Below are 13,969 nucleotides of genomic sequence, written 5' to 3'. Positions count from 1 at the left end.
GGGCGGGCGGCGTGGGTGCGCTGCGTTGTCTCGCTCAGCGCAGGGTCAGGAGGCGGGCGGGCGGGTTGTCAGCGCGATGATCGCGGCGGCGACGCGGTCCGCGGTCTCGTGGACCTGCGCGGCGGCTGCGGTGTGCTCCTCGAGGGAGCGCCCATGGCCGTCGACGATCGTCATCGGGTCCTCCGGCTCCTCCGGCCGGCTCCACCAGTGCTTCTTGACGGGCTCGGTCGGGACGAGTGGCGCGAGTCCGCGGACGGAGTGGAGTGCCTTGGCGAGCGCCGCGAGGTCGGTGGGCGCCGGGACGTCCCGCTCGGCGAGGACGCTCAGCAGCGCCGCCGCCTCCCGGAGCGTGAAGACCTTCGCCTGCGAGCCCGGGGCCGACCGCACGGCGTCGGACCGCTGCTCGCGCTCCATCGTCAGCACGAGGTCGGCCTCGCGGACCAGGTCGCCGGTCAGCTGCCGGGCCCGGTGCTCGGCCGCGTCGCCCGGGTCGAGCTCCTCCGCGGAGACGGCGCACATCGCCTGCCCCTCCAGCGCACGCGTGCCGGCGCTCGTCACCTCGACCGCGCCGAGTGCCGATCCCTCGAGCGCGCGAGCGAGCGTTCGCGCGGCGAGCGGTGATCGGCAGACGTTCGCCGTGCAGACGACCAGGACCGAGGGCATCGCGCGCATCGCCCCCGCGTCAGGGCGTGGTCGTGATGTAGGCGATCCCCGAGCCGGCGAAGGTCAGCACGCCCTCGTCGGGCGTGACGTAGGCGGCGTCGCCACGCGCCAGCGCGATGGCGTCGCTCGATCCCGAGATGCTCAGCCCGCCCGTCAGGACGAGGACGATCGCCGGGCCCGTCAGCGCGAAGCTCGTGGTCTCCGGCCCGGCGAGGGTGTAGCCGTGGATCGCCGCAGCATCCCCGAGCGCGACCTGGGCGAGGACGAACTCGTCACCCTGCGGTCGCCAGACGGTGATGCCCGGCACCGGCGAATCGGGGGTGACGAGCGGCACGGACTCCGCCTCGAACGTGGCGACGGCGAGCAGCTCGTCGACGTCGACGTGCTTCGGGGTCAGGCCGCCGCGCAGCACGTTGTCGCTCGCGGACATGACCTCGATGCCGAGGCCGGAGAGGTAGGCGTGCATCGTGCCCGCCTCCAGCGCAAGCGCCTGCCCCTGCTGGAGGGAGACGCGGTTCATCAGCAGGCTGATGACGATGCCCGGGTCGCCCGGGTACGCCTCCGCGAGCTCGCCGACGGTTTGGAACTCGCGGGAGAAGCTCGAGTTCGCGCTGACCTTCGGAGCCGCCTCGACGATCGCGGCGACGAGCCGGTCGACGTCGTCGCCGCCACGGAGGAGGCGCTCGACGATCGCGGCGAGCGCATTGCCCTCGCCGGAGTGGGCGGGGTGGGTGTCCTCGTCCGCGGGCATCCCGTCCCGGATCACGTGCGCGCTGCTGCCCGTCGAGGCGACCTCGCCCGGATTCCCCGCGGAGAGCTCCTCCCCGAACCGGGAGACGACGTCGCGGTCCTCGCCGCTCGTGCTGGTGATCAGCTCGGCCAGCAGCATCCTGGCGGTGCTGACGTGCTGGAACCCCGCGAGCGCCTCGAACGTGGCGGAGAGCGCGAGGATCAGCTCCGGCTTCGCGGAGTCGTCCTTGTAGTTGCGGGCCTCGGCGTCGAGCGGGACGCCCTCCTCGTTCTCCTTCGCGAAACCCGCCTTCGCCTGCTCGGGGTCCGGGTGCACCTGCAGCGAGAGGGGGGCGTCGGCGGCGAGCACCTTCATGAGGAACGGGAGCCGGGTCCGCCCCGCACCGACGAACCGCGGGGCGTCGCCGGCGATGACCGCGTCGAGGCGCTCGCCGGCCAGCGCGGGCGTCGCGGTCGTGACCGTGCTGGGATGCCCCGGGTGCGCGCCGAGCCACAGCTCCGCCTCCGGCCCGCCCGAGGCCGGGTGCCCGAGAAGATCGGCGATCGCCGTGCGCGACCCCCAGGCGTAGTCGCGTGGCGTGTTGGTGATCCCGACGAACATGCCCTATTCCTACCGTGGCGCCCTGCGGGGCGTCCGCACGACGTCACGACTCGCCCACGGGCGTTCCCGCCCGACGCCCTGCGCGGGTGCATCTCGTAGGGTCGGAGCCGTGCGGCGCTGGGCGAGAGACGGGTACGTGATCGTCGCCCTGTTCTCGCTCTGGAACGGCGACGGCATGCGCGACCTGCTCAGCTGGTGGGGGTTCGGCGCGGTCTCGCTCCTGCTGCTCGCGGGCGCGATCGTGCTGATCGTCCACGAGCGGCAGCGCGCGAAAGCGCTCCTGCTGTCCCGGCGTGCGGTGCCGATCCTCGCGTTCATGGCGGTCTGCGTCGCCTCGCTCGCCTGGTCCCACTACCCGGTCCTGACGCTGGTCGGCTGCTTCATCCAGACCGCGACCGCGACGATCGCGGTCGGCATCTGCCTCGCCCTGCCACCGGTCCGGCTCGCCGCCCTGTTCGCGATCATGCTGCAGGCCGACATGGTGATCTCGCTGCTCTTCGAGGTCGGGGTGGCGCTGTCCCCCGGCGGGCGGATCCTGCCGCTCTGGACGAATTACAGCGCGAACGTGCCCGGTGCCTACTACTGGAGCAACGGGCTGCTGTTCCACGGCGGCCGGATCCAGGGCTTCACCGCGAACGCGAACCTCCTCTGCTTCCAGGCCCTGCTCGCCGCCCTCGTCACCGCCTGCCTCGCGCAGGCGCGGTTCGTGCGGCGCCGCCTCCTGCTGCCCGCGCTCGCGCTCGATCTGCTGGTGATCGTGCTGACGCGGTCCGCGACGGTCGTGATCGCCGGAGGCGTCGTCGTGGCCGGCGCGCTGCTCATCTGGGGCCTTCGGACGTTCGGTCGGCGCGGTCGCGGCGTGGTGCTGGGCGGCTCGCTCCTGTTCGTCGCGCTGGTCGCGCTGGGGTCCTCCCGGCTCGCCGAGCCGTTCCTCCGGCTGCTCGGCAAGGGCGACGACTTCACCGGGCGGCTCGAGATCTGGCGCCTCGTGGGCACGCTGGTGAAGCAGAAGCCGATCCTCGGCTGGGGCTGGATCAGCTACTGGGCACCCTGGATCGACCCGTACAAGCAGTTCGTCATCCGCGACGGCGTGCAGTACCTCCAGGCGCACAACGCCTACCTCGACATCCAGATGCAGCTCGGCATCCCCGGCCTGATCGCGCTCGTGGCGGTCGTCGGTTCCGTCGTGTACCGAGCGCTGCGCCTCGCGGTGACGGCTCGCCCGCTCGCGGTGCTGCCGCTGCTGCTGCTCGCGGCGCTGCTCACCCAGGCGATGGCCGAGAGCCGGCTGCTGATCGAGGGGAACTGGGCGCTGCTCGTGGCGCTGTCCGTGGCGCTGCCGCTGTCCCTCCCGCCCGTGCCGCGCAGGAAACCGGGGCACCCGGTGCCCCTGCAACAGGGGACGGCGGTCGCGGGTACCACGCCGTAGGCTCGGGCCGATCTCGATCCGGCACCCACCGGAACCCGTCGAGACCGTTCACCCCCACCCGTCACAGCCCGGTTCGCGCCGGCGTGCACACCCCCGCGCTCCACCACGCCGTCGCTCGCCGCGACCGGCGTCGCCGGCGCATCCGTCCCCGAGGACCCCATGACCTCGCTGCAGTCCGCACCGCCCCGCCACCGCTTCAGCGCGCCGCCGCTGCGCATCACGATGCTCGGCTCCCGCACCGCCGACCACGACGGGCTCGACGCCGAGCTCGGCCCGCGACTCGTCGCGCTCGGCCACACGGTCAGCAGCGTCCGGCCGGGCTCCGTCTCGGGCAGCGCCCTCGCCGCCACGCGCATCGCCGCGGGCCGCCGCCAGGACGTCGTGCTCGCCTTCGGGATCGAGCACGCGCCGCTCGTCCCGCTGCTGCGAGGCCGCGGTGCCGCGGTCGCCCTGCACGTCGGCGGGCTGGAGTGGAAGCGCGAGGGCCGCAGCCGCTGGGGCCGCCGCGCACTGCGCACCGCCGAGCGCCTGGCCGTCCGGGACGCGGACGCGCTCATCACGAGCGGTCAGGGCATGGCCGACTACTACGACGACGAGTTCGCCGTGCCGGCGGACGTCATCCGGCCCGGCACGACCGTGCTGCGGCACGTTCCCTCCGACGCGATCGAGGCGCTCGGTCTCGTCCCCGGCGCCTTCCATCTGCTCACCGGCTCCGCGACCGAGGAGCACCTCGAGGTGGCGCTGGAGGGATACCACCGCTCCGCCGCGGTGCTCCCGCTGGTGGTCGCCCAGCCGCACCGCTCCTCCCGGCTCGCCGAGTCGGTCCTGACCGTGGCCGCACGGGACGCGCGCATCATCCGCCTCGGCGCGATCACCGACACCCGGACGATCGAGCAGCTCGCCGCGCACGCGGTCAGCTCGGTGCACGGCGACCCGCTCGGCGCGACGCCGACGACGCTGCTGCAGGCGATGGGCGCAGGAACCCCGATCGTCGCCTGGGACACCGTCTTCACCCGCGAGGTCGCCGGCACCGCCGGCTCCTACTTCTCATCGCCCGCCGGCATGGCGTACGAGATCGAGCAGGTCGAGCGCTACCCGTTCCGCTTCCGCGACATCGGCGAGCTGATGCAGGAGCGCGCCCGGACCCGCCACGACTGGGACGCGGCCGCGGAGGCCTCCGCGGCGCTGGCCGCGAAGCTCTCCCGCGGCTGGAGCACCCGCGGGATGAGCACAGGAAGCCGGGTGGATCCGGCCGTGGTGTACCCGGACCTCACTGCTGACCTGCGTCCCCGCTGACGCTCGCCCGCATCAGCCGCACTTCGCCGCGTCGATCGTCACCGGCACCTCGCGCACCTTCGGGGTGTGGCTCACCTCGACGGTCTTGCTGTTGGCCGTGCCGCCGGTGAACACGGCCTTGACCGTCTTCGAGGAGGCAGGGCCCAGGTTCAGGCTGACGACGCCGACGGGGCGGTCGTACATCGTGCCCTTGACGGCCGGGCGGCGGTCCGCCTCCCCGGTCGCGGCGTAGTTGGTGTTGACCTTGTAGCTGAAGTTCGTGCCCCAGACGACCTTCTTGCCGTCGATGTACACGGCCTTGAGCTTCGCGCCGACGGGGCCGTAGACCTGGACCCACTGGCGGTCGCCGCCGGGGACGATGCGCGGCTGGTGCGCCTTGACGTACTCGGGCAGCGAGTAGGCCTTCGCCGACGGGAGGGTGTTGATGACCTTCGCTGACACGGTGTACTTCGGCGTGGCCGTGCAGGTGTCGGCGACGACCTTCACCTGCTCGTCCATGTAGTAGCTCATCTTCGAGGTCGCGTCGTCGTTGTTGTAGACGCCGAGCACCGTCTTCTCGGTGTTGTCCTCGGGCAGCATGTTCCCGAGCGGCGAGTCCATGAGCAGCGTCTCCTCGTCGTCGCGGACGCTCCACATCTTCAGCCGCTGCTCCGTCATCATCGGCTGCAGCTGGTCGAGGTACGCCGTCGGACTGCCCTGGCCGTTGGTGACCGCGGAGAAGATCGCCTGCGCGGCGGAGGCGAAGATCGCATCCTGCACCGCCGGGTTGGTGTTCTTCGCGTAGACGTCGGAGAGCAGGAACTGCACCGCGTTGTCGGCGGTGATCTCGGTGCCGTCCTGGAGCTTCACCGGACCGGTCGCGCGCATCAGGTAGGACAGCGCCACCGGGTCGAAGGAGATGACGCCGTCGACCTTGCCGCCGATCTGATCGCGCCACATCGCCCGCGCCATCTTCGCGGTGGAGGGGAAGTCGGGCGTCATCGTGATGTTCGTGACGTAGGTCGACGCGTAGTCGGTGTAGATCTTCGGCCAGTCCCCGTTGCCGGTGCCCTTCGGCGTGTAGGGCGGAGTGGAGTACTTCGGGAAGTTGCTGGAGCTGCCCTGCTTGCCCAGCGAGATCTTGCCGTCCTTCACGACGAGCATCGCCATGGACGCCGGGTTGCCGCCGCTCGCGCGCTCCTCCGCGTTGTTCTGGAAGATGAGCAGGTAGTGCCGGGACCCCTCCCCGCCGAGGGCCGGATAGAGCACCGGCATGATCTTGCGCAGCTCGTGGGTGACCGGGGCGGCCTCGCCGAGCATCGACTGCACCTGCGCGATCGGCTGCTTCAGCTGCGGCACGACGTCCTTCGTGTCGATCGCGCCGGCGCTCCTGTCCGCCGCCGTGATCGCGTCGTCGATGTCGCCCATCGCCGGCGTCAGCTTCTTCAGCGGCGCGATATTGATCGCCCCGTTCTGCGGCTTGAGACTGTCCACGCTGATGCCGTCGGCGGCCTCGGCGATGGGGCCGACGCCGTCGTGCACGAGGGTGTTCACGAGCGTGGAGGTCTGGCGAAACGCCTTCAGATTCGGGCCCACCACCGGGATGCGCTCGTACAGCGACCACACCGGGTCGTCCACCTGCTCCGCCGCCCGCGACGTGTTCTTCTGCAGGCTTCGGTAGAGCATGGTCGTGCTCGGTGCGTTCGGCTGGCCGAGCGCCGACTTGAAGGAGGTCAGCTGCCCCTGCGCCGCCTGCAGCGCGTCCTTCGCGACGAGCGCGCGGTTGCCGACGTAGACGGTCAGCAGGACCACGGCGACGACACCGAGCAGGAGCGCGACGACACCGGCGACGGTGACGCGGCGGCGCACCCGCTGCGCGGGCGTCCGAATCTTCTTGCGGGGCTTGGGCACGATGCAGCCGCGTCCTTCCAGTCCTTCGGTCGAGCGGGATGGACCCTATTCGAGGGTCGGGCGCCGACGGCGGACGACCCGCGGAGCCGCGCGAAGCCCCGCACCCGCGTTCACCTCGTCATCAGGAGGTGGTCGCCGAGCGGAACGCGTCGGGCGCTGCAATCAGGCCCCCGCCATCACGGTCGTGATGACGGGGGCCCGATGGTGCACCGCTGCTGCGGCGGCGGCTCAGCCGGCCGCGCCGCGCGGCGGCTTGGCGGGGTTGATCTTCTTGCCGAAGATGTCGACCTTCACGCTCTTCGGGATGGCGACGCCCCGCTTGAAGCTCGACGGGTGCTTCGGCTTGTAGCCCTTCAGCGACTTGAAACCGGTCTTCCCGGTACCCGGTGCCTTCAGCCCGGGGTTCACGAAACTCGTCTTGGCGTCACGCGGGCGCCCGACGCCGAGGGGACCGAGCAGCGTGTTCGCGGCCGTCGTCACCTTCTTGGTCGGCCACTGGTACTGGCCGGCGCCGTAGCTGTAGACGAGGTTGTTCTTGAACGACACCTTCGAGCCCTTGATCGCGCCGAACGTGCGGACGACCTTGGCCTTCGATGCCTTCGAGAGGTAGACGGTGTTGTTGTAGAAGCTCGTGTTCGTCGACGGTGCCTTCCCGTAGAACGTCAGCGCACCCTGGCCGTTGTTCTCGAGGATGTTGAAGCGGATCGTCGAGTCGCGCGCTCCGGTCAGCAGCACACCGCCGCCCTGGTTGTCGTGCGCGTAGTTGTACTGGATCGTCACGTCGCGGGAAGAGCGGTCGATGTCGAACGCCTCGCCGTCGCCGCCGGCCTTGCGGGTGCCGTAGACCTCGTTGTGGTCGATCGTGATGTAGCGCGCGGACGACGGCCAGATGCCGGCGCTCGCCGTCGACGGGCCGCCGTACCGCCCGCAGTGCGCGCAGCTGCCGAGGTCGCCGACGTTCGCGACGACGTTGTCGTCGATCCGTCCGTGCTGCGCGCCGATCAGGACGATGCCGTCGCCGCGGGCGTGACTGACCGTGTTCCCGGCGATGCGGGTGTCCTTGTCGTACGCCTTCGGGTACTGCGCGTTCGACGAGATGATGCCCGTCCGCGACACGTTCCTGACCGTGTTGTTCAGGATGCGCAGGGAGTCGAACCCGGACTTCATGGTGCCGAAGGTGAGGGCGGAGATCCCGCCGTAGGCGCGGGTGTTCCCGTTGCCCGGGTTGCTGCGCACGTTCTCGATCCACAGGCGCTGCGCCGTGAGGCCGGCGAGCCGGCCGACGCCGCTGTTGAAGAACAGCAGGCCCGAGCGATAGGTCGTGGGGTTCGCCGACTTCGTTGCGTTCGTGATGTGCAGGTCCTGCACCGTCCAGTACTGCTGGTTGATGATCTGCACGGCGCCGGTGTTGTTCGCCGTGCCGCCGCCCGCGATCGTCGGCCGAGCACCGGTGCCGTACGCGCCGATCACGTTCCGCGCCGTCGCGGTGCCGGAGCCGGTCGGTGCCAACTGCCCCTTGCAGGTGGTGCCGCGTTTGAACAGGATCTTGTCGCCCGCGGTGAAGCCGCCGTGTTTCGTGACCGACGAGATCGAGTTCCAGGCCTTCGCCTCGGAGGAGCCGTCGCCGTTCGTCTTCGCCGCGCAGTTGACGTAGTGGGTGGCGGCCGGCGCCGCGGAGGCGCTCAGCGGCGCGGCGCCGACGCTGACGAGCAGTCCTGCTGCGATCGCCGAGCCCAGCGCGAGACGGAAGCGGGAGGTGGACGGATGGCGGAGAGGCAGTCGCATGCAAGCGGCCCTTCGGTCGGATGTTCCGCGGATGTCGGTCGCAGCGGCCGCCGATCGGGTGGCCGTGCATCGGCACGATGGCATCCGGCCCCGCGCCTGCCGGGTACCGGGTTCGGCGCGGCGGTGATTGTTCACCCAATGCTCCGCGGCCGCCGCACGTCGTGGCGCCCGATCCTCCCCCCAGTACGAGGGTCGCGCTTCCGCGATCTGCGGTCGCGCGGAGGACGCATCCGCATCCGGGCGCGCCGTCGCGGCGTCCCGAGATGTCCCCCGTTCGGGGTTAGCGTCGCTCAGGTCCTTCCAGCGCCGAACACACCCGCGGCGCCACCTGCCGCGAGGAGCGCGTCATCACCACCCTGGCTGATCCCCCGACCGCGGTCCGCGCCCGGGCCCTGCTGCCGACGGCACCGACGCGACCTGTGCGCTGGGTGCTCGCAGCGCTGCTGCTGTGGCTGCTGGTGGGCCCGCGCCTCGACCTGCCGGTCGCCGGCCTGCGGGTCGAGGACCTCCTTCTCGCCGCCATGGCGCTGCTCTGCCTGCTGCACGTGCGCCCGATCACCCGCCCGAGCGCGATGACCTTCGCGGTGCTCGCCGTCGCGGCGACCGGTGTGCTCTCGGCCCTGGTCGCCGCCGGTCGCGGCACGCTCGATCCGGTGACGGCGGTGCTGTACGCCGTCCGTCCCGTCGAGTACTGGGTCGCGTTCCCGGCAGCGCTGCTGCTGCTCCGGTCGGCGACGGCGCTCTGGACCCGACGGCTCGAGGTCGTGCTCGCCACGACGACGGTGCTGCAGGCGGCCTTCGCCGTCGTGCAGTACTACTTCGCGATCCCGATCGGCTTCTCGCACGCCGCCTACACCCGTGCAGCAGGCTTGACCGTCGGCCCCTACGAGCTCGGCGCGATCAGCGCCGCCCTCGTCGTGTACTGGGTCGCCCGCGGGCGATGGGTGCTCGCCTCGGTGTCGGTGATCGCGCTCGCCGCGTCGATCTCGCGCATCTCCATCCTCGCGGCCGCCGTGGCGCTCGCGATCCTCACGGTCGCCTGGCTCGTGCGACAGGTCCGGGCGATCCGGCGGCAGGGTGTGCGGGAGGCGTTCCTGCCGTACACGCGCTCTCGAGCGCGGGTCGCGGTGTCGGTGATCGCGGTCGGGACAGCGGGTCTCGTGCTGGCCTTCACCCTCGGCCTCATCCGAGGACCGGATTTCAGCCTCGGCCAGAACACCGCCGGTCCGGCGCCGGTGGCGGAGCCCAGCGAGGCGGCCGTGTCCGAAACGCCGACACCCACCCCGACTGCGAGCGCCACGTCCGCGCCGACCTCGGACCTGCCCGCGCCCCCCGCCGAGTCGGTCAGCAGCCGTTTCGCCAGCACCTCGGTGCTCGGCAGCTGGGACGTGGCCGCCGGCCTCGCCGCCTCGGTGGCCCCGCCGCAGACGTCGGCCCAGTACGCCGACATCGCGTACGCGCACATCAACGACTTCGTGAACGCCGGCAGCGCCGTGTCGTCCGGCTCGGAGCCGAGCAATCTCGTGCGGTTCTTCCGCTGGCATCTGATCCTCGACACGGTCGACGACCCGAGCGAGGTGGTCTTCGGGCTCGGCCCGTCGTTCGTCGGCCCGAGCGTCGACGGCTCGTACCTCCGTTTCTTCGCCGACGGCGGCATCCTCGGGGTGCTCGCCTGGCTCGCGCTCATCGTCATGTGGCTGCGTCGCTCGCCGTTCTGGATGGTGTGCGTGACGATCTCGCTGCTGATCGGCGCGCTGTTCATCGACATCGTCTACGCCGAGCGGCCGATGGTCCTGTACTGGCTGCTGCTCGCGATGGCGACGGCCGGAGGCGCGGCAGCGCGCGCCCGCAGGGCCGCAGACCAGGACGTCGCTGCGCACGACGACGCGGTGCGGGCGTGAGCGCGGGAGCGCGCGGCATCGTCTCCCGCCTGCTCTCGACGGTGCGCCCGCAGTCCGATGCCGCAGCGGCGGTGCCGGTGCCCGCGCTCCTCGGCTGGTACGCCCGCCGCGGGCTCCTGCCCGCACTGCGGGGCCTGACGCGGCTGCCGCTGCTCCGCTCCGCGCGGCTGCCGCTCTTCGTCGGTCGCGGCGTCGTGATCGAGTACGGCCGCATGCTGCACGTCGGCCGCGGGGTGCAGCTCGGCGCGGGGCTCCGCATCACCGCGCTGTCGAAGCACGGTGTCCACCTCGGCGATGGGGTGACGGTGCGCGAGCAGGGCTGGATCCAGTGCTCCTCGCACCCCTCGAACCCCGGCGAGGGGCTGTGGATCGGCCCCCGGACCTACATCGGCCCGCGCGCCACGATTGGCGTCGGCGGGCCGATCCGGATCGGGAGCGACTGCCAGCTCGGCGCCAACGTGACCCTGATCGCCGAGAACCACGAGGTGACGGAGGAGGGCGCGAGCGCCCACGACGTCGTCCGCCGCGGGATCCGGATCGGCGACGGCTGCTGGCTCGGGCACGGTGCGACGGTGCTCGACGGCGTGGAGCTGGGGGCACGCTGCATCGTCGGCGCGGGGGCCGTCGTCACCCGCAGCTTCCCCGCCGGCACGACGCTCGTCGGGGTGCCGGCGAAACCCGTGCAGACGCGGACCGACGCCGGGCAGGCGCGGTGACGCCCACCTGCGACGTGCTGCTCATCACCTCCCGGCGGCTCGCCGACGACGACCACGGTGCAGGCGTGCGGACCGCACGGATCGCCGAGGTGCTCGCCGCGCACTACCGGGTGACCGTGGTCGAGCCGGAGCCGTGGCCGGGAACCGTCCCGGCTCCCGTGGCGACCGTCGCCGACGACGTCATCACCGCAGACGTCATCACGTACGTGCGCGCCCCGCTCGATCTGCGCCTCGCCGGGGTACCCGCCGCAACCGAGGGGGCCTCGATGTGGCGGGCGCTCGAGCCGCTGCTCCCCCGGCTCGAGGCGACCGGAGCCCCCGTCGTCTTCTGGGCGGACGCGATCCTGGCATCCGCCGGCATCGGCCGCGTGCTGCCGGACGCCTCCCACGTCGTGGAGTTCGCGAACATCGAGAGCCGCCGCTTCCTGGCGATGACCCTCGACGGATCGGTCAAGCGCCGCGCCTACAACGCGCTCGAGGCGGCGAAGGCGGTGCTCTGGCAGCGACGGGTCGTCCGACGGGCGGACGCCGTCGTCACCCTCGCGCTCGGTGACGCCAAGGCCCTGCGCACCACGAACCCGAAGCTGCTCGTCGTCAACGGCGTCGGCGCGCCCGAGGCGGCGCCGGTCCCCTCGGCGGGCACCACGATCGCCGCGATCGGCAGCTGGTGGTACGGCCCGAACCGGCACGGCATGCGCCGCTTCCTCCGCGACGACTGGCCCCGAGTCCGCGAGCAGGTGCCCGATGCTCGCCTGCGGATCATCGGCATCGGGGGTGCGGACCTGGTCGAGGACCCACCGGAGGGGACGAGCGTCGAGGGCTTCGTCGACGACCTCTCGGCGGTCTACGCGGGGGCTGCGCTCGTGCTCGCGCCGGCGCGATCGGGCGGCGGCAGCCAGCTCAAGCTGGTCGGCGCGCTGACCCACGGCCGGATCGTGGTGGGGCCGGCGTTCCTCGCGCGCGAGCGCACGGCGGAGCTGCCGGACGGCGCGTTCGAGGCCGAGGACGACATGGCCGGCGCGATCGTGCGACTGCTGAAGTCACCGGCGGAGCGGCATGCGGTCGAGCAGCGGATCCGCTCCTACTGCCTCACGTCGACGTGGGAGCACACCGCACGCCCGCTGGTCCGGTTCGTCGACCGGGAACTGGATCGCGCTCAGGCGTCGAGGTAGACCTCGGCGAGCTGCTCCGCCGCCTGCTCCCAGGTGCGGTCGTACCTCGACGCAGCGGGAACCGGCGCGCTTGCCGCGGCGAGCGCCGCCGCGCGGCGCAGCAGCGCGCCCAGGTCGTCGCCGTCCTCGGCGGTGACGGCATCGCCCAGCCACTCCCGCGAGTGGCCGGTGCGGGTGGTGACGACCGCGCAGCCCATGGTCGCCGCCTCCAGGTCGACGAGGCTCTGCACCTCGACCCAGGACGCGTTGACGAGCACCCGGCTCGAACCGAGCAGCGCGAGCACCTCGGAGCGATCCTTCGCGCCGTCGTGGCTGAGGATCGCGTTCGCCGCGACGAGATCGGTGAAGGCCGAGGCGTAGGCGTTCGTCTCGTCGGCGAAAGGCCCCACGAATCGCACGGGGACCCCGACCGCCACGGCGGCCCGGGCGAGCTCGAGCTGCCGCTTCCGGGGCTCGATCCGCCCGACGACCACGATCGACCCGGGCGGCCTGTCGGCCCACGGCCTGCGCAGCGCCAGGTCGAGGTCCTCCGGGCGGCCGTTCGGCACGACGAGGTCGTTGTCGGCCCGCCAGCCGGTCAGGCGGCGGAGGTCGCGCCCCTCCCCCTCCGCGAGCAGCGCCACGGCGGCGACCCGGTCGAGCTGCCGCCCGGTGCGGCGCCAGACGGTCGGCACGGCCGGCAGCGGCCGGGCCGCGGTCAGCGCGGACGCGGCGATGCCGGCGGCGCCGGTGGAGCCGCGGACCGCTCGGTAGGCGGTCGCGAGCCATTCGCGCAGCGCCTCCGGCAGCACCTGCGCGCTGACGCTGACGAGTCCTCGACCGCGGTCGGCGGCGCGCATCGCCCGGACCCGGCCGATCTCGTGATGGATGGGACTGACGACGACGCGATGGCCGGCCGCAGCGCGGCAGGCGAGCAGGAACTCGAACGGGCGGTCGATGTTGAAGACGTGCACGACGGCGCCCGGCCGCAGGCGCATCGCGGGGTGGAACGGGACCTCGCGCACGTCGAAGCCCCACGCTGCGAGGTGCGCCGTGTACTCCCGCACCTGCACCGTGTCGCCGCCGGACTTCCGTGCGGCGTCGGAGCGGACCACGCAGTCGACGAGCGGCGCAGGTCCGTCGGGAGCGGGGCGCGCGCGCCTACGATTGCCGGCGTCGGCAGCGGGCGTGCGGGGCGGGGCGGGGGTGGAGTTGCGCATGATTCGTCTACAGAGTCTGTGGTACCGGATGCTCATCACCATCGCCACGCGGGGGCGTGTCCGATTCGGGCCGGGCGCGATCGCGCTGCGCCCCGAGCTGATCCAGGTCGCGCCGGGCGCGCTGCTCGTGCTGGAAGCGGGCGCGGTGCTGAACCGCGGCGCCCGCGTCATCGTCCGTGACGGGGCGCTGACGATCGGCGCCGGCGCCTACGTCGGTCCGCATGTGACGGTGGTCGCGTACACGGACGTCACCATCGGCCCGCGGGTGCTGATCGGGGAGCGGGTGTCGATCCACTCCGAGGACCATGGCCCCGTCGGCAACCGGGACCTGTTCTGCGTGGACCGGATCGAGATCGGCGCGGACGCCTGGATCTGCGCCGGCGCAGTGCTGTCGAAGGGCGCCGTGATCGGCGCCGGTACCACCGTCGGCGCGAACTCGTTCGTGCGAGGCGAGCTGCCCGCCGGGGTGCTCGCGGTCGGCGCGCCCGCCGTCGTCGTCCGGAGCCTCACCTCCTGATGGGCGCTCCGGCCGTCGTCATCCCCGTGCACGACCGCGCGGCGCTGCTC

At 72.3% G+C, this 13,969-nt stretch carries 11 protein-coding genes; 6 read left to right on the top strand and 5 right to left on the bottom strand.

The genetic code is table 11. The features are described 5' to 3' along the window. Nucleotides 1-45 precede the first annotated feature (45 nt). Nucleotides 46-672, bottom strand: coding sequence for a hypothetical protein (locus ACFE67_RS10005; protein ID WP_375406729.1), 627 nt, complete (start codon nucleotides 670-672; stop codon nucleotides 46-48). 10 nt (nucleotides 673-682) lie between these two features. Further along, complete coding sequence (gene manA / locus ACFE67_RS10000) at nucleotides 683-2,014, bottom strand: mannose-6-phosphate isomerase, class I (protein ID WP_375406728.1); 1,332 nt, start codon at nucleotides 2,012-2,014, stop codon at nucleotides 683-685. Nucleotides 2,015-2,123: 109 nt separating this feature from the next. Between manA and ACFE67_RS09995 the strand changes: the two genes are divergently transcribed. Together ACFE67_RS09995 and ACFE67_RS09990 are read left to right on the top strand one after the other, a co-directional pair. Further along, nucleotides 2,124-3,443: an O-antigen ligase family protein gene (locus tag ACFE67_RS09995; RefSeq protein ID WP_375406727.1), complete on the top strand. Its 1,320-nt coding sequence runs from the start codon at nucleotides 2,124-2,126 to the stop codon at nucleotides 3,441-3,443. Nucleotides 3,444-3,602: 159 nt separating this feature from the next. Further along, on the top strand, nucleotides 3,603-4,739 hold the full coding sequence (locus ACFE67_RS09990; RefSeq protein WP_375406726.1) for a glycosyltransferase: 1,137 nt from the start codon (nucleotides 3,603-3,605) through the stop codon (nucleotides 4,737-4,739). Nucleotides 4,740-4,751: 12 nt separating this feature from the next. Here ACFE67_RS09990 and ACFE67_RS09985 read toward each other — a convergent pair whose 3' ends face one another. Together ACFE67_RS09985 and ACFE67_RS09980 are read right to left on the bottom strand one after the other, a co-directional pair. Then, complete coding sequence (locus ACFE67_RS09985; protein ID WP_375406725.1) at nucleotides 4,752-6,629, bottom strand: DUF4012 domain-containing protein; 1,878 nt, start codon at nucleotides 6,627-6,629, stop codon at nucleotides 4,752-4,754. 228 nt (nucleotides 6,630-6,857) lie between these two features. Further along, nucleotides 6,858-8,414: a right-handed parallel beta-helix repeat-containing protein gene (locus tag ACFE67_RS09980; RefSeq protein ID WP_375406724.1), complete on the bottom strand. Its 1,557-nt coding sequence runs from the start codon at nucleotides 8,412-8,414 to the stop codon at nucleotides 6,858-6,860. A gap of 419 nt (nucleotides 8,415-8,833) precedes the next feature. Between ACFE67_RS09980 and ACFE67_RS09975 the strand changes: the two genes are divergently transcribed. Genes ACFE67_RS09975 through ACFE67_RS09965 form a run of 3 tightly spaced genes read left to right on the top strand, consistent with a single transcriptional unit; the run spans nucleotide 8,834 to nucleotide 12,203 of the window. Beyond that, a complete protein-coding gene (locus tag ACFE67_RS09975) occupies nucleotides 8,834-10,315 on the top strand; it encodes a hypothetical protein (RefSeq protein ID WP_375406723.1) in 1,482 nt (493 codons plus the stop codon). Beyond that, nucleotides 10,312-11,031, top strand: coding sequence for an acyltransferase (locus ACFE67_RS09970; RefSeq protein ID WP_375406722.1), 720 nt, complete (start codon nucleotides 10,312-10,314; stop codon nucleotides 11,029-11,031). The genes ACFE67_RS09975 and ACFE67_RS09970 overlap by 4 nt, the downstream gene beginning before the upstream one ends. Then, nucleotides 11,028-12,203 (top strand): glycosyltransferase, encoded by a 1,176-nt coding sequence (locus ACFE67_RS09965; protein WP_375406721.1) that lies wholly within the window; start codon nucleotides 11,028-11,030, stop codon nucleotides 12,201-12,203. Before ACFE67_RS09970 ends, ACFE67_RS09965 begins: the two co-directional genes overlap by 4 nt. On the opposite strand, the gene ACFE67_RS09960 is transcribed toward ACFE67_RS09965, so the two are convergent. Further along, nucleotides 12,188-13,402, bottom strand: coding sequence for a glycosyltransferase (locus ACFE67_RS09960; RefSeq protein WP_375406720.1), 1,215 nt, complete (start codon nucleotides 13,400-13,402; stop codon nucleotides 12,188-12,190). The two genes, ACFE67_RS09965 and ACFE67_RS09960, sit on opposite strands and share 16 nt — an antisense overlap. A 28-nt stretch (nucleotides 13,403-13,430) precedes the next feature. On the opposite strand from ACFE67_RS09960, the gene ACFE67_RS09955 reads away from it, so the two are divergent. Continuing rightward, complete coding sequence (locus tag ACFE67_RS09955) at nucleotides 13,431-13,919, top strand: acyltransferase (RefSeq protein ID WP_375406719.1); 489 nt, start codon at nucleotides 13,431-13,433, stop codon at nucleotides 13,917-13,919. The last annotated feature ends 50 nt before the right edge of the window (nucleotides 13,920-13,969 follow it).

Origin of the sequence: uncultured Amnibacterium sp. (assembly GCF_964244015.1) — a bacterium.
In the GTDB taxonomy this organism is placed as follows: domain Bacteria; phylum Actinomycetota; class Actinomycetes; order Actinomycetales; family Microbacteriaceae; genus Amnibacterium.
Note: the sequence above shows the minus strand (reverse complement) of the source record. Positions and strands in the feature narration are given on the sequence as shown.